The following is a 20,882-nucleotide window of genomic DNA, read 5'->3' on the forward strand; positions in this document are numbered from 1 at the left end:
TTGAACCGGGTACCGTTCAGGGGGGGCTTTGCGCCCCCCCTTTTTTTTGTCGTCCTGCTGCTCCCCGCGCTCGTCGGCGAAGGGGGGGACTGGCCGCCTGCCACGCTCCTGATCCGCCTGCTCCTGTTCGGCGTCTCCGCAGCATGCCTGTTCCGACGCGACCGTCTCGTCTTTCGGCCGGCGCTGCCCGACCTGCTTGTACTTGCCCTCTGGCTGCTGTCGGCGGTCTGGGTCGTCCGTCCGGGTTATGCGTGGCTGACCTACCAGTGGCTGCTCAACTTCACACTTGGATTGCTGCTGTATTCGCTGGTCCGGGGGATGGGAGACGAGCCCGGGCGGGCGACGGCGCGGCCGTTCCTGATGGCACTCCTCGCGGTATCCATGGGGGAGGCACTTCTCGCGCTCATCCAGCGCTTTGGATTCGGGATTCCGCGTCCTGCGGGAACGATGGGGAACGCCAACGAACTCGCCGAGCTTCTGCTCTACGGATGCGCAGCCGCGTGGGGTCTGCTGCCCCTGATCGTCGAAACTCCCAGGCGTCGCGTCGTTGCGGCTGTGGTGACAGTCCTTCTGACCGGGGCACTGCTGGCCACCCGTTCCCGGGGCGCCCTGCTCGTGGCGCTGGTCGCCGTTTCCGTCCTGCTGATGCGACGCTATGGCCGTTGGCGTGTCATGGCCGGGGTGGCGGTCCTTCTGCTGGTTTTTTTGACCGTTCCCAATCCGCTATCCGAGCGGTTTATGGGAAAGGGCGACCCGTACGCCTTCGACCGGATCGCGATTTGGCGCGCGGCCACGCGCATCGCCGTGGCGCATCCGCTCGGGGTCGGTCCCGGACACTTCCAGTTCTACTGGCCCGCCTACCGCGGTCCTTCGTCGGGCGCGATCGTCCGGTTTGCCAAGCAGGCCAACACCGCACACAGCGAGTTCTTTTCCGCGCTGTCGGAACAGGGTTTCCCCGGCGCCGTCCTGTTTCTCGGCCTGGGGGTCGTCGCGGTCGTTTCATGGCGGCGTGCGATCTCCTCGAACGACCCGAATCTCCGTGCCGTTGCGATGTTGCCCTTCATCTCCGGGCTCCACGCCGTGGTCGAATGCAACTACCACATCCTCGGGCTGCTGTTGATCAATGCCACGGCTTTCGCGATGGTGTGCGGCCGGACCTGGAAACCGTTCGCGGAAATCCCCGTGCGGATCGGTGGGGCAATCAAGTGGGCGGGTGCAACGCTCCTCACCGTGTTGGTTGTCCTTTCCGGGCTGACGTTTGCCGGCTGGTGGTTCGAACGACAGGGAAACGACGCCTTATTGGCGGGCGACCCCGTAACCGCGGAAAATCGATACCTGCTGGCCGTCGCCTCGGATCCATTGCGGGCTTCTTTCGCCGACAAGGCGTCCGCCGCCGCGTTCCGGACCGGCTCGACCGGCGCCGGCGGGGGAAACTTCGCCCGGGCGATCGAACTGGAAATCGAGGCCGCCCAACGGAATCCGCTCGAGGCGCAGTACCCGACGCGGCTTGCCTTTCTCTACAGCCGGTCGACGGCCATGGTGCCGCCTGCTCGACGGGGATGGCTGTACGATGGCGCCCTGGCGGCGTGCGACCGTGCGATTTCCCTGAATCCGCACGCCGTGGATGTGCGATATCTGAAGGCGGTCATCCTCAACGAACTGGGACGACCGGACACCGCGCGCCGGGAAATCTCCCTGGCGCTTCAGGACGAGCCTCGCTATGCAAAAGGATGGGTGCTGCTCGGCGACCTGTGGCGGTCGCACGACCCGGCAAGGGCGATCGAAGCATACGAAAAGGGGCTTCTTCTGTATTACACTTACAGGGGTGTCGCTAGCGAACCGGAGGAAAAAGCATTCCTGCAGGTGGACGTCGTGAGGGTGACCTCGATTCTGGAAGCTTTGAAGGGTGTCGCGGGGCCGTGAGCGGCTTGTCGAGAGCAGGGACGCTTGCTGCCGCCATCCTGCTCCTCGGCGCGTCGGCGCTGCTGTCCTCCCGGCTGTCGCCTGGCCTTGCGTCCTCCGGCGGACAGGACGGCGCCGTGGACAACCTGGCGGTCGCGATCAGCCGGCACCCGTCCCTGGCGATCGGCTTCCGGAACGCGTGCGCCGACCTGGTCTGGCTGGGCGCCATCCAGGTGGCGGGAAACCGGAAGATGGCTCCGGCGGACTACGACCGTCTCGCATTGCTGCTCGATACGGCGGCCAATTTCGACCCGCGGTTCGAGACGATCTACCTGCTTGGCGGCCTCATTCTCGGGGAGTCGCCCGCGCACGCACGGTGGGCGGTCGCGCTGCTCGAGCGCGGCCGGAAGAGCCATCCTGAAAGTTGGCAGATCCCCTTTTACCTCGGGTTCACCCATTACTTCATCCTCGGGCAACCGATCGAGGGAGGGCGTTCGATGGCCGATGCGTCGCGCCTTCCGGGAAGCCCGGAATATCTTCCTCGGTTGGCCGCAAGGATGCTGGTCGAAGGAAAAGACCCGGAGACGGCGCTTTCCTTTCTCGCGGTCATGATCCGGCAGGAACAGGACCCGGCGAGACGTGCCGTGCTGGAGCGGCGGGCGGCCGATGTGGCGATCGAGCGCGATCTCCAGCGGCTTGAGCGCGCCGTCGATTCTTACCGCTCCACGAACGGCAAGTTGCCCGCGTCGCTGACCGACCTCGTGCGGGCCGGGATATTGTCCAGGCTTCCCGTCGAGCCCAACGGTGGCGCCTATCGCATCGACCAGGAGGGGAATGTGTTCAGCAATCGCTCCGGAAGAAGGATCAAGGTGTTCGTGAAATGACGGCCCCGGCACCGATCATCAGCGTGGAGAACCTATCGAAGTCGTACCCCATGGGATTCTGGCGCAAACGGGTGCCAGTGCTTTCCGGTTTGTCGTTTACCGTCATGCCCAACGAGATCGTCGGTTTCCTCGGCCCCAACGGGGCCGGGAAGACCACCACCATCAAGATCCTGAACCACCTTGCGTTCCCCGACGCCGGGCGCGTGACGCTGTTCGGCGAAGAGGCGGGGAAATCGGTCGACCTTCGCCGCCGCATCGGATTCATGCCCGAGCAACCGTACTTCTACGAATACCTGACCGGCCGGGAGTTCATTGCGCTTTGCGGGCGGCTGTGCGGGATGGGGCGGGATGCCATCCCGGCGAGGTCGCGGGAAATGTTCGCCCGGGTCGGGCTCGAGGGAGCCGAGGACAAGGCGATCCGGAAATATTCGAAGGGGATGATGCAGCGTCTCGGGCTTGTGCAGGCGCTGCTGCACGATCCCGAGCTGGTGATTCTCGACGAGCCGATGTCGGGACTGGATCCCATGGGACGCATGGAAGTCAGGAACGTGATCCGCGATCTCAAGGCTGCCGGCAAGACGGTGTTCTTCAGCTCCCACATCGTGTCCGACGTCGAGGCGCTGTGCGACCGCGTCATCATGCTGCTCAAGGGCAGGAAGGTCGCCGAGGATACGGTAGGCGAGCTGATGGGCCGCGAGATCCGGTACGTCGAAATCGTTTTGTCGCCATCTCCTCCACCGGCAGTTTTGAATGAATGCGGCATCCCCCCGGAAGCGGTCTCGATTCAGGGGAACGCCGTGGTGCTGAGGGCGCCCGACATCGACGAGGCCAACCGGTGGGTCGACCTGTCCCGCGCCGCCGGCGCAAGGGTCTGCTCCGTGACCCCGGCCAAGCGGCATCTTGAGGACGTTTACGTGGCCCAGGTGGAAGCCGGAAGAAGGGAGGGGAACCGCTGATGCTGGAAGGCATGCTGCCCGTCGCGGCCAACACGTTCCGCGAGACCATCCGAAACAAGATTCTCTACGCGATCCTCGCATTTGCCCTGTTCGTCATCGGCATGACGAACTTCCTTGCGAATCTCTCCTTCGGCGACCTCGCCCGGATCATCATCGATCTCGGCCTCTCCAGCATCCACATCTTCGGGGTGGTCATGGCCATCTTCATCGGCATCACCCTCGTCAGCCAGGAGATCGACCGCAAGACGGTCTACATCATCCTGTCCAAGCCGGTGCCGCGGTGGGAGTTCGTCGTCGGCAAGGCGCTCGGGCTGTGCGCCACGCTAGGGCTGATCACGCTCTTCATGACGATCGTCCTTTTTATCGTGCATGCGGGTTACCGGTACGGCGGCAGCATGGAGCCCGGGATCTTCGTCGCCGCCACCGGGATCTACATGGAACTCGTCCTCCTCACCTGTCTCGCCTCGCTTTTTTCGACGTTCACGACGCCGGTGTTGAGCGCAATATTTACCCTGTCGATGTTCCTGATCGGGCATATCACCCGCGACCTGCTGTTCTTCGGGGCACAATCCGGGTCGCGGGCGGTAGCGGTGATGGGGAAGACGGTCTATTTCCTGCTGCCAAACCTCGAACTGTTCAATTTCAAGAACAACGTCGTCTACGGGCAGGCCCGCTCCGTCTCCCTGCTGCTGGCGCCGGCCGGTTATATGGTCTGCTATTGCGCCGCGGTCCTGTCGCTGGCGTGCTTCCTGTTTTCCCGGAAGGATTTCAAATAGTGGCCGACACGTCGCCGCTCGCCAGTCCCCTGGCTGCCGGTACTGCCGCGCTGGCGGTTTCCCTGCTGCTGTCGCTCTACCTGACGCCGCTGTTCCGCGACTCCGCGCGCCGGTTCGGAATCGTCGACCGTCCCGACGGGGGACTCAAGACGCAGGAGAAGGCCGTGCCCTATTTCGGCGGGCTTGCCGTGTACCTGGCGATGCTCCTCCCCGGGGCCATTTTCATCCAGCTCAGCGACACCGTCATGGGGCTATTGCTCGCCTCCTCGATCATCATCCTGCTGGGGCTGGTCGACGACATCTGCGGCCTTTCCCCCCGGATCAAGCTGCTCGGCCAGGTCATCGCGGTGTTCCTGCTGATCAAGTCGGGCATCCGGATCCGGATCGAGCAGTTCCCGCCGATTATCAACATTGCCCTGACGTTCCTGTGGATGATCGTCTTGACGAACGGGTTCAACCTCATCGATGTGATGGACGGCCTTTCGGGAGGCGTCGCCTGCGTGTCGACGGCGGCGATGGGGTTCGTCTTCCTGTCGAACGGCAACCGGATCGGCTTCGTGCTCTGTGCGGCGCTATTGGGGAGCCTGCTCGGGTTCCTGCGCTTCAACCGCCCCCCGGCACAGATCTATCTCGGGGATACCGGATCGCTTTTCCTCGGCTTCTTCCTGGGCGGTCTCGCGATCCGCGGCGACTACACCGACTACAACCCGCTCGGCTGGCTGACTCCCCTGGCGCTGTTCTCCGTGCCGCTCTTCGAGATCGCCTTCGTGTCCTGGCTCCGGATGTGCCGGGGAGTCTCCATCATGACCGGCAGCCGGGACCACTTCGGCCTCCGGCTTCGCCGCTGGCGCCTGACGACCGGCCAGACCGTCCTGGCCAGCTGCGCGGCTGCCGCCGTCTCTTCCGGGATCGGCCTGGCCGCGATGCACATGACGCCGACCGTGTCGATCGCCGCGTACGGGAGCGGCGTGCTGCTCCTGGTCGGAATCGCCCTTTGGCTCAAGGCGATCGACATGGGAATGTGAGCGGGCCGATGATCCTCGTCCTGGGGGCAGGGGTAGCGGGGCTCGCCGCCGCCGAGACGCTGCGGCGTGCGGGCCGCGAGTTTCTCGTCCTCGAAAAGGAGGATGCGCCCGGGGGATGGTGCCGGTCGTCCCTGGTGGGTGGTTATCGGTTCGACATGAGCGGCCACTTCCTGCACACGGCGGATCCCGTCCTTCGCACCGAGCTGCAGGCGCTGCCCGGCTTGGGCTGGTCCAAGGTCACACGCCGGGCGCGTGTCTTCCTGGAAGGACGGTTGACCCCTTTCCCATTCCAGGTCAACCTGCACGGCCACGACGCCGCGCTGGTCGGGCGCTGCCTCAAGGATTTCGCGGCCGAGCGGATTCGGGAGGCGCTATCCGGCAGCGCGCCTCCGGCCAACCTCGCCGAATGGTTCGAGCGGCGGTTCGGCGCCGCGATGTGTCGGGCCTTCTTTTCTCCCTACAACCGAAAGATGTGGCGCCGCCCGCTTTCGTCGATGACTTACGAGTGGACCGACTGGTCCGTGCCGGTCCCCACGTTCGACGAGGTGCTGGCCGGCGCGCGCGGGGAAGGCCGCCGCGACGGCGGGTACAACGCGACGTTCCTTTACCCGCGCCGCGGCGGCATCGGGGCGTTGCCGGCCGCAATGGCCGTCCCGCTTTCCGGCCGGGTCCGGACGCGCGCCGAGGCGCTCTCGATCGACCTCCGGCATAAGACGGTCACGACCTCTGCGGGCGACACGATCCCTTTCTCCGCGCTCATCTCGACGATTCCGCTGCCCGAGCTCGCCCGGCGGTCCCGGGGCGGCGCCGCTTCGATCGGCGAGGCGGGGCGCCGCCTTTCCTGGATCAAGGTGCTCGCCCTCAATGTCGGGGTGCGCCATCCGGGTCGCTTCGACGGCCACTGGCACTACGTTCCCGGGGGCGACTTTCCGTTTTTCCGGGTCGGCTGCCTCTCCAACGTCTCCCCGCGCGTCGCCCCGAAAGGGTGCGCTTCGTATTTCGCCGAGAAGAGTTTTCGGGCGGGAAGTCGGCTGGATGTCGAGAAGGAAACCGGCGCCATGCTCGATGGGCTGGCGCGCCTGGGTGCGATCGGCTCCCGGAGCGTGGTCGAGGCCGTGTCGCCGGTCGTCCTCGATCCCGGCTATGTCGTGTTCGACCGGGCACGCCAAGAGGCCGTGCCGCGGCTCCGGTCGGCGTTCGCGCGGCGGGGGGTGTTTACCGCGGGACGATACGGGGCGTGGGACTATTTCGGCATGGAGAAATCGATCGCCGACGGGCGGCGCGCGGCGAAGGAAGCGGCTTCCTTTCGTGGGTGAGCGGATCCGCGTCGTCCATGTCATCACGCGCCTCGAATGGGGCGGCGCCCAGGAGAACACCTTGTTCACGGTCGGCGCGCTCGACCGGAAACGATTCGAGCCGGTGCTCGTCAGCGGCGTGGGCGGGTTGCTCGACGGAAGGGCGGGGACCATTCCGGGGTGCCGCTGGTTTCCCGTCCCGTCGCTGGTCCGGGACCTACGCCCGATCGCCGATGTTCGTGCGGTGCTTGCGCTGCGGCGGCTGTTCCGGGAGATCAAGGCCGAGAGTCCCGCACCGCTCATCGTCCACACGCACAGCTCCAAGGCCGGAATCCTGGGCCGGGCCGCCGCCCGGATGGCGGGCGCCGACGTCGTCATCCACTCGATCCACGGGTTCGGGTTCCACGGCGGGCAGACTCCCGCGCTCCGGTCGCTCTATGTCGGGCTCGAGCGGATGGCTGCGGGCCGAACCGATGCGTTCATCGCCGTCTCGGAGGAAAACATCCGGACGGGCGTCCTCGAAGGCATCTTCGGGCCGGAAAGGTGCCGGCTGATCCGGAGCGGATTCGACACGCGGCGCTTCCTCCTGGGTGAACGGGCGCGCGGCCGCGGTCTGTTGGGAATCCCCGAAGGGGTGCCTGTCGTGGGGACCGTGGCCGTCTTCAAGTCGCAGAAGGCACCGTTGGACTTCGTGGCCGTGGCGCGGCGGCTGGCCGGGGAAGTGCCCGAGGCGCGGTTCGTCATGGTCGGGGACGGGGAAGAGCGCCCGGCTGTCGAGAAGGCGATCCGGGAGGCGGGGCTTTCAGAGCGGTTCGTCCTGGCCGGGTGGCGGGAGGAGGTGCCCGACCTGTTGCGCGCCTTCGACGTGTTTCTTCTGACGTCCCGCTGGGAAGGGCTTCCGAAGGTCGTTCCCCAGGCGCTGATCGCCGGGATTCCGGTCGTGGCCACGGCCGTCGACGGGACGTCCGAGATCGTCGACGACGGGATCGACGGCTTCCTCGCACCGCCCGGCGATATCGAGTCGCTTTCCGACCGCGTGGCGGCGGTAATCCGGGGAGACAGCGGTCTTCGTCCCGGGTTCAAGCGGGAGGCGCTGATCCGCGCGTTCGATCAGGACGAGATGGTCCGGGACCAGGAAAAGCTCTACAACGAACTACTCGACAAGAAGGGAATCGGCGGATGATTTTCGTGATCGCGGCCGCGGGCGTGCTCGGCCTTTGCCTCGGCAGCTTCTTCAACGTCCTGATCTATCGGCTGCCGCTGGAGCAGTCCATCGTGTCGCCCGGCTCCCGCTGTCCGGGCTGCGGTCGGGCGATCCGGGCCTGGGAGAACATCCCGGTGCTGAGTTTCATCCTGTTGCGGGGGCGTTGCGCCGGCTGCGGCGTCGCCATCTCCTGGCGCTATCCGCTGGTCGAATTGCTGACCGGCGCGGGCTTCGCCCTGCTCGCCTGGGCCGACCTCCCTGCCGGAACCGTGATTCCCCATGACGGAATTGCCTTTTTCCCGCCCGGCGCCCTTGCGGCGCTCCTGCGGGACCTCGTCTTCTTCTCCTTCCTGGTCCCGATCGTGTTCATCGACATCGACCATCGGATCATCCCCGACGAGTTTTCACTCGGCGGGCTGGCGGCGGGGCTGGCGCTTTCCTTCCTCCCGGCCGGAGGAACCGGCCTTCCTGGCTGGGAAGGCAGTTTCGGCGGGGGGCTCCTCGGCGGCGGGATTCTCTATGCGACCGCCTGGGGGTATGAGCGGGCCACGTCCCGGGAGGGCATGGGCGGCGGCGATATCAAGCTGATTGCGATGATCGGGGCTTTCATCGGCTGGCGCGGGGCACTGCTGACGATCTTCGGCGCGTCGATTGCAGGGGTCGCGGGGGGCATGATCGCCATGCGCAAGGGGGAGGAGGGGCTCAAAACCGCGATCCCGTTCGGGCCCTATCTCTGTCTTGCCGCTCTGGTATCGCGCTATGCAGGGGAAGCGTTCTGGTCGTTTCTTCTACGTTAGCGTTAATGACGCATAGTTATGGCCCAAATAAACGTTTTTATTTTTGCTTGACACCGATTGCATCAAAGTTATTATTGGCATTGGCTGCGAGCCCAAGCGGAAACATCGGCGGCAGCAGAGGTCTGAAGAGAGTGGCGGCAGGTCAACCAGTGGGAACAGCGGATCTCAAGCTCGAGACGAACAACGTCAAGAAGATTCGTGAAGGTCTTTTGTTGAGCAAGGCGGAGCTCGCGCGCCGCGCCGGCATCTCGGTCCTGACGCTCGACCGGGTCGAAAAAGGGATGAACTGCCGCATGGATACCAAACGGAAGATCATCCTTTCGCTCGGCCTCCAGTTGACGGATCGGGATAAAGTTTTCAGCAACCCCTGACGATAAGGGTAAGGTGATGGGAATCTTCGGATCAAAAGAAGTCATCGGTCTCGACATCGGGTCCAGCTCGATCAAGCTGGCGCACCTCAAGATGGTGGGCGCCGAGTGCCGCCTGCGCAAATTCGGGGCGATCCCCCTCCCGTCCGACGCCATCGTCGACGGGGCCATCATGGATCACGCCTCGGTGATCGAAGGCATCAAGACCGCTCTGCGCGACCTGAAGGTGCACGAAAAGGAAGTGATCACCTCGCTCTCGGGCCACTCGGTCATCATCAAGAAGGTGGTCCTGCCCACGACGACCCCCGAAGACCTCGAGGAGTCCATCCACTGGGAGGTCGAGCAGTACATCCCGTTCGACATCAAGGACGTCAAGATCGACTTCCAGGTGATCGGCCCCCTCAAGGAAGATCCCGCCAAGATGGATGTCCTCCTGGTCGCCGTCAAGAGCGACCTGGTCAACGACTACATCTCGGTCGTCAAGGACGCGGGTCTGACGCCCACCGTGGTCGACATCGACTCGATCGCCGCCGGCAACGCCTTCGAATTCTGCCATCCGGTCTCCGAAGACCAGGTGCCAATGGTGATCAACGTGGGTGCCTCTTTCATGAACATCAACATCCTTCACGGCGGAGTTCCTCTGTTCACACGCGATGTCCCGATGGGGGGCGGCATTTACACCTCCGAGATCCAGAAGCAGCTGGCCGTCAGCTTCGAGACCGCCGAAGAGCTCAAGACGGGCAGGAAAGAGGCGGGTGACCGGTCCGACAGACTGACCGAGATCATGCGTACCGTCTCGAACATCCTTTCGACCGAGGCACAGCGCTCCTACAACTTCTTTTCTGCGACCTACCCCGATCGGCTGGTTACCAAGGTCTACCTGACCGGCGGTGCCGCCGGCTCGCAGTTCCTCAAGGAGTTGCTTGCCGAGAAGATCGGGGTCGAGGTCGAGCTGTTCGATCCGCTGCAGGGGCTCGTCGTGGAAGAGCGAACGGTCGACCCGGCGGTGGTGGCGCAGTACAGCATGGCGGCCACGGTGGCCATCGGCCTCGCGCTGCGCAATGTGGAGGATCGTCGATGATCCGGATAAACCTGATCCGGGGCAAGCGCAAGAAGGGGCGGGAGCTCAATTTCGATTTCCTTTACCTGCTTGTCCCCCTGGCATTTCTGGGTGGCGTGTTCTTCTATCACCAGACGCTGACGGCCCGGCTCGAAAAGTCTGCGACCGATATCCAGGCGGCCCAGACCGAGATCATCCGTCTCAAGAAAGAGATCGGCGAGGTCGAGAAGTTCAAGGTCCGCAAGGCCGAGCTTCAGAAAAAGGTGGATATCATCTCCAGCCTTCAGGCCAACCGTACCGGTCCCCTCAAGACGTTCGAGGCGCTGACTGCCTCCGTTCCGGAAAAGTGCTGGCTCGAGTCGCTCAAGATCGAAGGGCGCAAGGTTACGGCGACGGGCATGGCGCTCAACAACAACACGATCGCGAATTTCATGACGGCGCTGGGACAGAGCGGACGGTTCACCGATGTCACGCTGGGGTCGGCCGACCAGGCCTCCTACCTCGACACCAAGCTCGTCCGGTTCAATCTGACTTTCCAGACCACGGACAATACGGCGCAGCAGCGCCCGGGGTAACCGGATGGCAATCAATTTGGGGGACCTCTCGAAGGTCCCGGCGAAACAGAAGATCCTCCTTGTTCTCCTCGTTTGCGTCCTGATCGGGGCCGGCTATTTCTACCTCTTCTACACGGGGACAGCCCAGCAGATCACCCAGCAGGAAGGCAATCTGGCGGAACTCAACAGCAAGATCAAGGAGCAGGAAGTCATTGCTCGCAACCTGCCGTCGTTCCGCGCAGAGGTCAAGCGGCTCGAGACGCAGCTCGAGGTCCTGCTCGAGCAGCTTCCGAACTCGGCCGAGATCCCCAATCTCCTGCGCACCGTTTCCGACCTCGGCAAGGAATCAGGGTTCGAATTCCTGAAGTTTGCGCCCAAAGAGGAATCCAGGAAGGATTTCTACGCGGAGATCCCCGTCGCAGTCACGGTGCAGGGCGACTATCACAGCTTTGCGCTGTTTACCGACAAGGTGGCCCACCTGCCCCGGATCGTCAACATTTCCAACATCGATTTCACGGCCCCGAAGGTCAGCCCGGACGGAGCGGTTGCGGTAAACGTCTCGTGCACGGCGACGACCTATCGGTTCCTCGAGCAAGCGGCAAAGCCGGCCGGGACCGACAACACTGCCGGCTCCGCAAAAGGAAAGGCAAAATGAGGCGAAACTGCTTGCGCCTCCCGGCGCTGCTGATGTCGATCCCCTTCCTGGTTGCGGCTTATTCCGGATGCGCCAAGGAAGAGAACGTCGCGAATCAGCCGATCGTTCGGAAGGCGGTCCCGAAAAAAACGGCTGAAGCCGTTGCCGCCCATAGCGGCGGGGACAACACGGTTGCGGTAAAAGCTGCGGAAGCCCCTGCCTACAATCCGGCGGGAAAGCGCGACCCGTTCATGCCGTTTCTAAGGCCCGTCGTCAAGGTGCCGGTGACCGTCGAAGTTCCCACGGGCCCCCCGACGCTGCTGACCCAGGATCTTGGGGCGTTCAAGTACGTCGGCATGATCTGGACTCCGCGTGCCGTCCGTGGACTCGTCGAGGATGTCGATGGCAAGGGGTACACCGTGACCGTGGGATCCCACCTTGGGCGCGGGGGCGCTGTCGTGACCCGCATCAACGACAAGGAGATCGTGGTCAAAGAATCGTCCAGGGACTACGCCGGCGCCGAGGTCGTGCGCGAGACTTCCCTCAAGCTCAAGAGCGCAGGAGGAAAAAGATGATGAAGCTGTCCCGGGGGGTTTGCAGAGGCGGGCGTCGTCCAGCCTGGCTGGCCGCCCTGATCCTGTTGCCGCTGGCTGTCGCAGTACCGTCCCGGGTGCCGGCCGCGGAGGCCGACGTGCCGGCGGCCGTCAAGCCCGCCGAATCGCAGGCCGTCAAGGTGAAGGACGTCACCGTTTCCAAGACGCCCTACAGCACGGTCGTCGAAGCCGTCGTCGACGGGAAGATCGAAAACTACAATTCCTTCAAACTGAACGACCCATTCCGGATCGTGGTCGATATCTGGGGCGTCCAGCAAGGCAGCGCGGCTCCCGAGATTCAGGTCGGCACCCCTCAGGTGAAATCGGTCAAGCTTTCCCAACAGGACAACAAGCTTCGTCTGCTGGTAGAGACGCCCAACGGGCGCCCGATGCCTTTCCTTGTGACCACCGACGGCGGGAAGCTCTCGCTCTCCATCGGCGGGAGCATGGAAGAAAAGGTCACCAGCCTCGACCGGAACGGAAAGGCCGAATCGGGCAAGGCTTCCATCGTCGGAGTCGATCTCGAGGATCTACCGGAGGCGTCTCGGGTCGTCATCACGACATCGGGGAAGCCGGCCCACAAAACCATCAAGAAAAAGGGCGATGTGACGCTGCTGTTTCCCGGCACCGTGATCGCTCCCGGACTGCAGAGGGCGATCGACGCCCGGACGCTCGGGTTGCCCGTTCGGGAGATCATCCCCGCCGGCGGCAAGAAAAATGTCGCTTCCATCTCGGTTCGTTATAACCAGGGCGCCGCCTTTTCGATCGATGAGCGCGAGAACGCAGTCGTCGTCAGCTTCCCTCGAAAGGGAGCGATCGCCAAATCGACCGTCGTCGCCCGTGTGACCGAGAACAAGGAGCCCGCCGCGGAAACTGCCCCGTCGGTCCCCGAGGTCCCGGCGACCCCCGTCTTCGATTCCCCGGTTGCGCCCGGAGCGCCTGCGGGAAAGTGGGGCTTCGTGACCGCCGAGGGCGCCAGCGTCAAGAAGTACCGGGGCCAGCGCATTTCGATGGACTTCAAGGATGCGGATCTCCAGAACGTGTTCCGGATCCTGGCCGAGGTCAGTAATCTCAACATCGTCACGACCGACGACGTCAAGGGCAAGGTGACGCTCCGGCTGGTGAACGTGCCCTGGGACCAGGCGCTCGACCTGGTGCTCCAGTCCAAGGCGCTCGGCGCCTCGATGGAAGGCAACATCCTGCGCGTCGCGCCGTTGGTCACGCTTCGTGCCGAAGAGAAATCCCGGCTCGAGAACCTCAAGGAAAACGAGAAGCTGAAGGCGCAGCTCGAGTCCGAGACCGAGACCATCCCGGTCAACTACGGGAAGGCCGGCGATCTTCAGGACAAGGTCAAGGGGATGCTTTCCGAGGGCGGGAAGGTCCAGATCGACGACCGGACCAACATGCTCATCGTCCGTGACTTGCGCAAGAACATCGACGACGTCAAGGCGCTCCTGGGGCAGCTCGATACGCCGATCCCGCAGGTTCTGATCGAGGCGCGCATCGTCGAGGTCGACACCTCGTTCGCCAAGGATATCGGCGTACAGTGGGGCGGTTCCTGGAACAGCCAGGGGAGCACCAAGATCGGCATCGGCGGCTTCCAGGACACGTCTGGGGCGCCCGTGCCCGGCCAGCCGTTGAACAACACGACGCCGTACACTTCCGCGACGCTCCCGACCTTCGCCATCAACCTTCCGGCCGCGGTCGGCGCCGGCGCGGGCGGCGGCATCAACTTCGGCATCCTCCGCGACAATATCCGTCTGGACCTTTCACTCTCCGCGCTCGAGTCGGCCGGCAAGCTCAAGATCGTTTCCTCGCCCAAGGTCGTCACGATCGACAACAAGGAAGCGCTGATCGAGCAGGGCACCCAGATCCCCTATTCTACGGTCTCCGCCTCAGGCACGCAGACGCAGTTCATCGACGCGACCCTGAGCCTCAAGGTGACGCCCCACATCACCCCCGAGGGAAGCGTCATCATGAAGCTCGAGGCCAAGAACGACTCCCAGGGCGAGCTCGGCATCGACGGGAAACCGGCCATCAACAAGAAAAAGGCCACGACCGAGGTGCTCGTCAAGGATGGCGATACGGCCGTTATCGGCGGCATTCTTCAGGTCAGCCGGAATGAAAGCACCTCCGGAGTTCCCTGGTTCTCCCGCATCCCCATGATCGGCTGGATGTTCAAGCGCGAGACCGGGAGCGCCAGAAACAGGGAGTTGCTGATCTTCGTGACCCCGCGGGTCATGAAAGGGGAGCCCTCCCAGGCCGCAAGATGATTCCCTGAGGCGCGCCCGACATTTTGCCGGTACGGAGCAGCAGAACCGACAAGGTCTGCTGCTCCGTTTTCTTTTCCCCGAAAGGAGAATCGTCATCGCACCCTTCACATTCAGGACCGCAGGCGAGACGCATGGCCCCGCGCTCGTCACATTGGTCGATGGGATGCCGGCCGGAGTCCCGGTCAGGACGTCCGACATCGACCGGGAGCTGGCGCGCAGGCAGGTAGGGTACGGCCGCGGCGGACGCATGAAGATCGAGCGCGACCAGGTCGAGCTGCTTTCCGGTATCCGGTTCGGACAGACGCTGGGCGGGCCGGTCGCGATGATGATCCGGAACCTCGACTGGCCCAACTGGACGAAGACGATGGCACAAACGGGAGGGCGGGGCGATGTCCCACCGCTTGATACCGCGCGCCCAGGGCACGCCGACCTTTCCGGCGTTCTCAAGTACGGGCACGACGACGTCCGCAATGTGCTCGAGAGGGCCAGTGCCAGGGAAACCGCGGCGCGGGTCATGGCCGGGACGCTGGCCCGCCTGTTGCTCGAGCCTCTCGGCGTGCGCGTCATGGGGCAGGTACTCTCCATCGGCAAGGTGCGCGTACCGGAAGGCATAGCCGGCGATCCGGCACGCGCGGCCTCCTCGGAAAAAAGCGAGTTGCGGCTGGCCGACTCCGTCTCGGAAGAAAAGGCGCGTCGGTTGATCGATCGCGCGATCCGGACCGGGACCAGCGTCGGCGGGGTCGTCGAGGTGATCGCGCTCGGTGTTCCGCCCGGGCTTGGCTCTTTCGTTTCCTGGGATCGGAAGCTCGACGCGCGCCTCGCGCATGCCGTCATGAGCATCCAGGCGATCAAGGGGGTCGAGATCGGCGACGGCATGGCCGGCGCCGATCTTCCCGGGAGCGGCGTCCACGACGAGATCTTTCCCCGCAGCCGCCGCGGCAACCCGCTCATGGGCGGGTTCGCGCTGCCCTTCCACCGGAAGACCAACCGGGCAGGAGGCGTGGAGGGCGGCATGAGCAATGGGGAACCGGTGCTTATCCGGGCGGCGATGAAACCGATCCCGACGCAGGCGGCTCCGCTTCGCACGATCAGGACAGGCGACTGGAAGGCGGTCTTGGCCCACAAAGAACGCAGCGACGTCTGTGCGGTCCCGGCCTGTTCCGTCGTGGCCGAGGCAATGGTTGCCATCGTCCTGGCCGACGCGTTCCTCGAAAAATTCGGGGGCGATTCGCTGTCCGAAATCCAATATAATTACAAGGGTTATCTGGATTCGATCTTCGGGCGGCGCCCTTGACGGGCAGTCCCTTCGGCGTCGTTCTGGTCGGCTTCATGGGGGCGGGCAAGACCGCCGTCGGAAAGACGGTCGCTCGCCTGACCGGAGCCGAGTTCGTCGATATCGATACGCTCATCGAGGCCGAGGCGAGCATGCTGGTTTCAGAGATCTTCCACGCGCTCGGCGAGGCCGGGTTCCGGGAGATCGAGCGGCGGCTTGTCGGGCAGGCCGTATCGACGCCCGGACGGATCATCGCGACGGGCGGCGGCGCGTTCCTCGACCCCGGGAACCGCGCCCTGCTGAAGGGATACGCCCCCGTGGTCCATCTCGACGTCTCGCCCGAAAACGTGCTCAAGCGCGTGGGAAAGGACACCCGGAGACCCTTGCTCCAGGGCGAAGACCGTGAGAGAAAGGTTCGTGCGCTGATGGCGCACCGGCGGACCACCTACGAGGAGGCCGACATCACCATTTCCACAGACAGCAGGTCCGTCGCCGAAGTCGCGGCGCTCGTCGTCTCGCGCGTCACGGGCGTCCGGGGGGCCGCGCGGTGATCTCAGAGAACATCACGGTTGCCCTGGGCGACCGTTCCTACGACATCTACTTCGGCCCCGACATCTACCCTTTCTTCCAGGAGTGGATCTGCAGGTTCTATCCGGGCGGATCCGTTTTCGTCGTGACCGATCAAAATGTTTCCTCGATCTATCTCGACGACATCAAGCGCTGGCTTGCGGGCATCCCCCACGCCATCCTCGAGCTTCCGGCGGGCGAGGAAAACAAGGGGTTCGAGACCGTCCGCGACATCTACCGGTTCCTCGCCGAAGGTGGCGCCGAACGAGACTCGCTGCTGGTCGCGTTCGGGGGCGGGGTCGTGGGGGATCTGGCGGGGTTCGCAGCGGCCACATATCTCCGGGGCATTCCATTCGTCCAGGTGCCGACGACCCTGTTGTCCCAAGTCGACAGCAGCGTCGGCGGAAAGACCGGTTTCAACCTCCCCGAAGGGAAAAACCTGGTAGGGGCGTTTTACCAGCCGCGTGCCGTATTCATCGACCACACCTTCCTGCGGACGCTCGACGACCGGAACGTCCTGTCCGGGATGGCCGAGGTCGTCAAATGCGCCCTGACGGGCGATCCCGACATGTGGATGCGGCTGGGGCGCGACGCGGCGCGCTGGAAGGAATTCAGCGGCGCGGAGTGGCAGTGGTTCACGAAGCGTTCGGTGGCTTTCAAGGCCTCGGTCGTCGAGCAGGACGAGAAAGAGGCGTCCATCCGCAAGGTGCTCAACCTTGGGCACACCGTCGGGCATGCTTTCGAGCAGGCGGCGGGATACGGCCGCCTGCTGCACGGCGAAGCCGTGGCGATCGGAATCTGCTGGGAGGCGATCCTCGGGCGACGCCTGGGGATTACCCCGGCCCCGCTCGAGGCGGAGATCTTCGCGATGCTGCTCGACCTGGGATTCCGCCTCGACGATCCCGAGATCCCGGTGACGTCGCTTGCCTCGGCCGCCGGCCAGGACAAAAAGCGGACCGCGACCGACCTGGTGATCCCGTTCGCGACGGCCCCCGGGGAATACGTTCTCGAAAAAGTGCCGCTGGCCCGGTTGCGCAGCGAGCTGCCGGGCATCCGCGCCGAGATCAGGGAGCGAGTCGTCAGCCGCGAATCCGGCGGCCAGGGGGATTCCGAACTGTTCGCCCGGATCGCGCGCGGAGAGAGCCGCGAAGCGGTGGCCGAGCTCGAGGCCCGCATCGCCCGGTCCCCTTGGGATCTCCCGACGCTGTCGCTCCTGGCGACCGCCTATCGCCAGGAAGGAAACCTGTCCGCCGCGATCGACACCATCAAGGAAGTGCTCGCGCGCAACCCGTCCGACATCCATGCCCAGCGGCTGGCGCGGGAGATCGAGGGGGCGATCGGAACCGCTTCCCCCTCCGACGCCGACATCGAGTCGTCGGCCGGGGTGCTCGAGCGGACGCTGATACTCGACGAAGGCGCATTCGAGCTGCGACCGGCCGACGCCCACGAGCCGGCGGCACCGTCCCTCGAGCCGGTCCCGCCCATGATCGATGTGGTACCGGATGATCCCGTCCGGTACGAAGACGTGGAGATCGAAGACGTCGTCGAACCGGCTGCAACCGAGCCGCCAGCCGTACTCACGGTGACGATGGCCAACCTTTACTGGGAGCAGGGCGATCGCAAAACGGCGCTCGGCATCGTCGATGGAATCCTCGACGCCGATCCCGACGACGAGCGCGCACTCGCCTGGAAGGCGGCGCACAGGGACGCCCCGGATCGAACCGGGGAGCAAAGCGCCTTGGTTGCATTTCTCGAACGGATCACGAAGGAGTATGGGCATGGCATTCCGCGAGATCATTGAACAGATGCACCGGTTCGATCCGTCCATCAGAGGCGGAGCGCTGGCCGGGACCGACGGCCTCACCGTCGAGGAATGGTGCGCCGAGGACGGGGCGGTAGACCTCCCGGCTCTTTGCGCGGAAATGGGGCAGTTCTTCAAGGAAAGCGGCCGGATCGCGCGCGAAAACGGGATGGGCGAGACCGAGGAACTCACGCTGGCAACCTCCGGCGGCCTGCTCTTCCTCTACAAGGTGACGGAGGAATACTTCTTCCTGGTCGTGACCGAATCGGGTGCCATTCCAGGCAAGTGGCGCTTCCTGTTGCGGCAGGGGGCACGCAGGGCGAGGGAAGCGCTATGACGTCGCCCGCCCCGTTCCGCATCCTGTTCGTCGACGGACCGAATCTCAATGTGCTTGGGAAGCGGGAGCCGGGCGTCTACGGCAAGAAGTCGCTCGAGGATATCCGAAAGGCGGTGTCCGAAGCGGCCGCCGAGGAAGGCGTCGACCTCGCCTTCTTCCAGTCCAACAGCGAGGGAGACATAGTGACGCGTCTCCAGGAGGCGCGGGAGGATGCCGACGGTCTGGTCATCAATCCCGGTGCGTATACGCACACGAGCATCGCCATCCGGGATGCGCTGCTTTATTCCGGCCTCCCCGCGATCGAAGTGCACCTGAGCAACCCGCACCGCCGGGAGCCGTTCCGGCACGTTTCGACCGTGGCGGACGTCGTCGTCGGCCGTATCGCGGGCTTCGGGGGGTTCGGTTACCTGCTGGCCCTCCAGGCCATCCTGCACCACCTTCGCGGAGAGGGCTAGGGAGATCGCGTTGTTGCCGTACGAATCCCGAATCCGCCGCCTGCTGGCCGACATGGCGCGCAGGCGGGAGGATGCTTTCCTCTGCGCCCGGATGTCCAATATCCGCTACCTGACCGGGTTCACCGGAAGCGATGCCGTCCTGGCGGCATCGCCCGGCGGCGTCTTCCTCATTACCGACGGGAGATACACCGAGCAGGCACGGGCGGAGGTCCAGTCCGCCGAAGTCGTCATCGCAGACCGGAAGTGGCGGGAGGCCGCCCGCCGGATCCGGCGGATGCGTCCTGCCCGGGTCGGCTTCGAGTCACGCTGGCTTTCGGTCGAGCAATACGCCGCGGTTTCGAAAGGGTGGGCGGAACGGTGGTCGCCTTCTCCCGACCCGGTCGAGGCGCTGCGGATGCGCAAGGACGCCGGGGAGCTGCGCGACATGGAGGCCGCGGCCGTCATCGCCTCCGAGTCCCTCCTTTCCGGCGTGTCCCGGGGCGTTTTCGGCCGGGCGGAAACCGACCTGGCGGCCGACATCGAGTCCGTCATGAAGCGATTGGGGGCCGGAGAGCCCTCCTTCCGGACGATCGTGGCCTCCGGGCCCCGCTCCGCGATGCCGCACGCCGAGCCGATCGACTCCCCGATCGATCCCGCCGGCCCTGTCGTGCTCGACTTCGGGGCCCGATACCGCGGCTACTGCTCCGACGAGACGGTTACGCTGATGCCCCGCAAGCCGTCGCGCACCCTGATGCGCATTTTCGACGCTGTCCGGAAGGCGCAGACGGCCGGGATCGCGGCCGTCCGGCCCGGGGTTCCCTGCCGGGACGTCGATGCCCGGGTGCGGGAATCGCTGGACCGGTCCGGCTATTTGAAGTATTTTGTTCATTCCACGGGACACGGGGTGGGGCTCGACATCCACGAGCGTCCGACGCTCTCGCCGGGGTCGAAGGACCGGCTGGCCGACGGGATGGTGGTCACCGTGGAACCCGGGGTGTATATTCCCGGGGTGGGGGGCGTTCGTCTCGAAGACACCGTGGCCGTGGGGGCGACCTCGTCCTCCCGTGTCACTTTCCTCCCCAAATCCCCCTTGCCGTTGCTTTGAATATCAGGAGGAAATGAATGTATACGACCAGCGACTTCAGAAACGGCCTAAAGATCGAGTTCGAAGGCATCCCGTACGCCATCACCTATTTTCAGCACGTCAAGCCCGGCAAGGGCAGCGCCTTCGTCCGCACCAAGCTGAAGAACATGAAGACCGGCTCCGTCATCGAGCACACGTTCCGTAGCGGCGACAAGGTCGACAAGCCCGACCTCGACAACAAGTCGATGACGTTCATGTACCTGGAAGGCGGGCATTATCACTTCATGGACACGAAGACCTACGAGCAGATCTACCTCGATGCCGACCACGTCGGCGACGCGGGGCAATGGCTCATCGAGAATCTGCCCGTCGACATCCTGTTCTACAAGGGCGAACCGATCGGGATGGACTTGCCGTTTTTCATCGACTACACGATCACCGAATCCGATCCGGGCGTCCGGGGCGACACGGTCAGCGGCGCGAGCAAGCCCGCCAAACTCGAGTCCGGGGCCGTTGTCATGGTCCCGCTTTTCCTCAATCCCGGCGACCGGATCAAGGTCGACACCCGCACCGGCACCTACATCGAAAGAGTGTAAGGGGGAACCCATGAACGCAAAGGAAATAAAGGAAATCCTCGAACTGCTCAAGGGCACCGAAGTGCGCGAGCTCGAGCTGGTCCGCGGCGAAAATACGCTGCGCGTCAAGCTCGGGACCGCGGTCGAATATCACACCGTGGCCCTTCCTGCCGCCCCCGCGGCGGCCGTGGCCGGCGCACCGGTCCTCGCGGCCGATCCCGTCGCCGCCGCGCCTCCCGCCAACTACAAAGAAGTCGTTTCCCCGATCGTCGGGACCTTCTACCGGGCGCCTGCGCCCGATGCGGCCCCCTTCGTCGAGGTCGGCTCGCGCGTGGTCAAGGGACAGACGCTGTGCATCGTCGAGGCCATGAAGATCATGAACCAGATCGAGTCCGATACCACGGGCACGGTCAAGGCGATCCTCGTCGAGAACGCGGCGTCGGTGCAGTTCGGACAGCCGCTGTTCCACATCGTCGCGGACTAGAAGGGG

At 64.6% G+C, this 20,882-nt stretch carries 22 protein-coding genes; all 22 read left to right on the forward strand.

All coding sequences use genetic code 11. From position 1 onward, the window contains the following. The 22 genes from VGK27_12795 (at position 1) to accB (ending at position 20,876) form a co-directional block, all read left to right on the forward strand. Positions 1 to 1,923, forward strand: a complete 1,923-nt coding sequence (locus tag VGK27_12795) for an O-antigen ligase family protein (GenBank protein HEY3490981.1) — start codon at positions 1 to 3, stop codon at positions 1,921 to 1,923. Beyond that, positions 1,920 to 2,786: a hypothetical protein gene (locus tag VGK27_12800; protein HEY3490982.1), complete on the forward strand. Its 867-nt coding sequence runs from the start codon at positions 1,920 to 1,922 to the stop codon at positions 2,784 to 2,786. Before VGK27_12795 ends, VGK27_12800 begins: the two co-directional genes overlap by 4 nt. Continuing rightward, positions 2,783 to 3,742 carry an ABC transporter ATP-binding protein gene (locus VGK27_12805; GenBank protein HEY3490983.1) on the forward strand — a complete coding sequence of 320 codons (960 nt, stop codon included), beginning with the start codon at positions 2,783 to 2,785 and terminating at the stop codon, positions 3,740 to 3,742. Before VGK27_12800 ends, VGK27_12805 begins: the two co-directional genes overlap by 4 nt. After that, positions 3,742 to 4,518 carry an ABC transporter permease subunit gene (locus VGK27_12810; GenBank protein ID HEY3490984.1) on the forward strand — a complete coding sequence of 259 codons (777 nt, stop codon included), beginning with the start codon at positions 3,742 to 3,744 and terminating at the stop codon, positions 4,516 to 4,518. Before VGK27_12805 ends, VGK27_12810 begins: the two co-directional genes overlap by 1 nt. Then, complete coding sequence (locus tag VGK27_12815; protein ID HEY3490985.1) at positions 4,518 to 5,543, forward strand: MraY family glycosyltransferase; 1,026 nt, start codon at positions 4,518 to 4,520, stop codon at positions 5,541 to 5,543. Before VGK27_12810 ends, VGK27_12815 begins: the two co-directional genes overlap by 1 nt. A gap of 8 nt (positions 5,544 to 5,551) precedes the next feature. Continuing rightward, positions 5,552 to 6,859 carry an FAD-dependent oxidoreductase gene (locus VGK27_12820; GenBank protein HEY3490986.1) on the forward strand — a complete coding sequence of 436 codons (1,308 nt, stop codon included), beginning with the start codon at positions 5,552 to 5,554 and terminating at the stop codon, positions 6,857 to 6,859. Further along, entirely contained in the window at positions 6,852 to 8,021 is a 1,170-nt protein-coding gene (locus VGK27_12825) for a glycosyltransferase (GenBank protein HEY3490987.1), read from the forward strand. The genes VGK27_12820 and VGK27_12825 overlap by 8 nt, the downstream gene beginning before the upstream one ends. Next, positions 8,018 to 8,839, forward strand: coding sequence for a prepilin peptidase (locus VGK27_12830; protein ID HEY3490988.1), 822 nt, complete (start codon positions 8,018 to 8,020; stop codon positions 8,837 to 8,839). The genes VGK27_12825 and VGK27_12830 overlap by 4 nt, the downstream gene beginning before the upstream one ends. Positions 8,840 to 8,988: 149 nt before the next feature. After that, entirely contained in the window at positions 8,989 to 9,210 is a 222-nt protein-coding gene (locus VGK27_12835; protein ID HEY3490989.1) for a helix-turn-helix domain-containing protein, read from the forward strand. A 16-nt stretch (positions 9,211 to 9,226) separates the two neighbouring features. Then, on the forward strand, positions 9,227 to 10,288 hold the full coding sequence (gene pilM, locus VGK27_12840; GenBank protein ID HEY3490990.1) for a type IV pilus assembly protein PilM: 1,062 nt from the start codon (positions 9,227 to 9,229) through the stop codon (positions 10,286 to 10,288). Beyond that, entirely contained in the window at positions 10,285 to 10,842 is a 558-nt protein-coding gene (locus VGK27_12845) for a PilN domain-containing protein (protein ID HEY3490991.1), read from the forward strand. Before pilM ends, VGK27_12845 begins: the two co-directional genes overlap by 4 nt. A gap of 4 nt (positions 10,843 to 10,846) precedes the next feature. After that, a complete protein-coding gene (locus tag VGK27_12850) occupies positions 10,847 to 11,476 on the forward strand; it encodes a type 4a pilus biogenesis protein PilO (protein ID HEY3490992.1) in 630 nt (209 codons plus the stop codon). Then, positions 11,473 to 12,030 carry a pilus assembly protein PilP gene (locus VGK27_12855; GenBank protein HEY3490993.1) on the forward strand — a complete coding sequence of 186 codons (558 nt, stop codon included), beginning with the start codon at positions 11,473 to 11,475 and terminating at the stop codon, positions 12,028 to 12,030. The genes VGK27_12850 and VGK27_12855 overlap by 4 nt, the downstream gene beginning before the upstream one ends. Continuing rightward, the gene (gene pilQ / locus VGK27_12860; GenBank protein HEY3490994.1) at positions 12,027 to 14,321 is read left to right on the forward strand and encodes a type IV pilus secretin PilQ; all 2,295 of its coding nucleotides are present in this window, start codon (positions 12,027 to 12,029) and stop codon (positions 14,319 to 14,321) included. Before VGK27_12855 ends, pilQ begins: the two co-directional genes overlap by 4 nt. Before the next feature lie 94 nt (positions 14,322 to 14,415). Beyond that, positions 14,416 to 15,615, forward strand: a complete 1,200-nt coding sequence (gene aroC / locus VGK27_12865) for a chorismate synthase (protein HEY3490995.1) — start codon at positions 14,416 to 14,418, stop codon at positions 15,613 to 15,615. Further along, the gene (locus tag VGK27_12870) at positions 15,612 to 16,145 is read left to right on the forward strand and encodes a shikimate kinase (protein HEY3490996.1); all 534 of its coding nucleotides are present in this window, start codon (positions 15,612 to 15,614) and stop codon (positions 16,143 to 16,145) included. Before aroC ends, VGK27_12870 begins: the two co-directional genes overlap by 4 nt. Further along, entirely contained in the window at positions 16,142 to 17,962 is a 1,821-nt protein-coding gene (gene aroB, locus VGK27_12875; GenBank protein ID HEY3490997.1) for a 3-dehydroquinate synthase, read from the forward strand. Before VGK27_12870 ends, aroB begins: the two co-directional genes overlap by 4 nt. Next, complete coding sequence (locus VGK27_12880) at positions 17,940 to 18,299, forward strand: hypothetical protein (protein ID HEY3490998.1); 360 nt, start codon at positions 17,940 to 17,942, stop codon at positions 18,297 to 18,299. The genes aroB and VGK27_12880 overlap by 23 nt, the downstream gene beginning before the upstream one ends. Continuing rightward, positions 18,296 to 18,754 (forward strand): type II 3-dehydroquinate dehydratase, encoded by a 459-nt coding sequence (aroQ, locus tag VGK27_12885; GenBank protein ID HEY3490999.1) that lies wholly within the window; start codon positions 18,296 to 18,298, stop codon positions 18,752 to 18,754. Before VGK27_12880 ends, aroQ begins: the two co-directional genes overlap by 4 nt. A 13-nt stretch (positions 18,755 to 18,767) precedes the next feature. Continuing rightward, positions 18,768 to 19,838 (forward strand): Xaa-Pro peptidase family protein, encoded by a 1,071-nt coding sequence (locus VGK27_12890; protein HEY3491000.1) that lies wholly within the window; start codon positions 18,768 to 18,770, stop codon positions 19,836 to 19,838. Positions 19,839 to 19,855: 17 nt separating this feature from the next. Then, positions 19,856 to 20,413, forward strand: a complete 558-nt coding sequence (gene efp / locus VGK27_12895; GenBank protein HEY3491001.1) for an elongation factor P — start codon at positions 19,856 to 19,858, stop codon at positions 20,411 to 20,413. 10 nt (positions 20,414 to 20,423) lie between these two features. Then, the gene (accB, locus tag VGK27_12900) at positions 20,424 to 20,876 is read left to right on the forward strand and encodes an acetyl-CoA carboxylase biotin carboxyl carrier protein (protein ID HEY3491002.1); all 453 of its coding nucleotides are present in this window, start codon (positions 20,424 to 20,426) and stop codon (positions 20,874 to 20,876) included. Positions 20,877 to 20,882 lie beyond the last annotated feature (6 nt).

The organism is Candidatus Deferrimicrobiaceae bacterium, from assembly GCA_036504035.1.
In the GTDB taxonomy this organism is placed as follows: Bacteria; Desulfobacterota; Deferrimicrobia; order Deferrimicrobiales; family Deferrimicrobiaceae; genus JANXPS01.

Bases quoted from the DNA above. Each gene is read 5' to 3' on its own strand.
- VGK27_12810 (HEY3490984.1), top strand. From the start codon at position 3,742: ATGCTGGAAGGCATGCTGCCCGTCGCGGCCAACACGTTCCGCGAGACC.
- VGK27_12850 (HEY3490992.1), top strand. From the start codon at position 10,847: ATGGCAATCAATTTGGGGGACCTCTCGAAGGTCCCGGCGAAACAGAAG.
- VGK27_12820 (HEY3490986.1), top strand. From the start codon at position 5,552: ATGATCCTCGTCCTGGGGGCAGGGGTAGCGGGGCTCGCCGCCGCCGAG.
- VGK27_12830 (HEY3490988.1), top strand. From the start codon at position 8,018: ATGATTTTCGTGATCGCGGCCGCGGGCGTGCTCGGCCTTTGCCTCGGC.
- VGK27_12855 (HEY3490993.1), top strand. From the start codon at position 11,473: ATGAGGCGAAACTGCTTGCGCCTCCCGGCGCTGCTGATGTCGATCCCC.
- VGK27_12880 (HEY3490998.1), top strand. From the start codon at position 17,940: ATGGCATTCCGCGAGATCATTGAACAGATGCACCGGTTCGATCCGTCC.
- accB (HEY3491002.1), top strand. From the start codon at position 20,424: ATGAACGCAAAGGAAATAAAGGAAATCCTCGAACTGCTCAAGGGCACC.
- efp (HEY3491001.1), top strand. From the start codon at position 19,856: ATGTATACGACCAGCGACTTCAGAAACGGCCTAAAGATCGAGTTCGAA.
- pilQ (HEY3490994.1), top strand. From the start codon at position 12,027: ATGATGAAGCTGTCCCGGGGGGTTTGCAGAGGCGGGCGTCGTCCAGCC.
- VGK27_12845 (HEY3490991.1), top strand. From the start codon at position 10,285: ATGATCCGGATAAACCTGATCCGGGGCAAGCGCAAGAAGGGGCGGGAG.
- pilM (HEY3490990.1), top strand. From the start codon at position 9,227: ATGGGAATCTTCGGATCAAAAGAAGTCATCGGTCTCGACATCGGGTCC.
- aroQ (HEY3490999.1), top strand. From the start codon at position 18,296: ATGACGTCGCCCGCCCCGTTCCGCATCCTGTTCGTCGACGGACCGAAT.
- VGK27_12805 (HEY3490983.1), top strand. From the start codon at position 2,783: ATGACGGCCCCGGCACCGATCATCAGCGTGGAGAACCTATCGAAGTCG.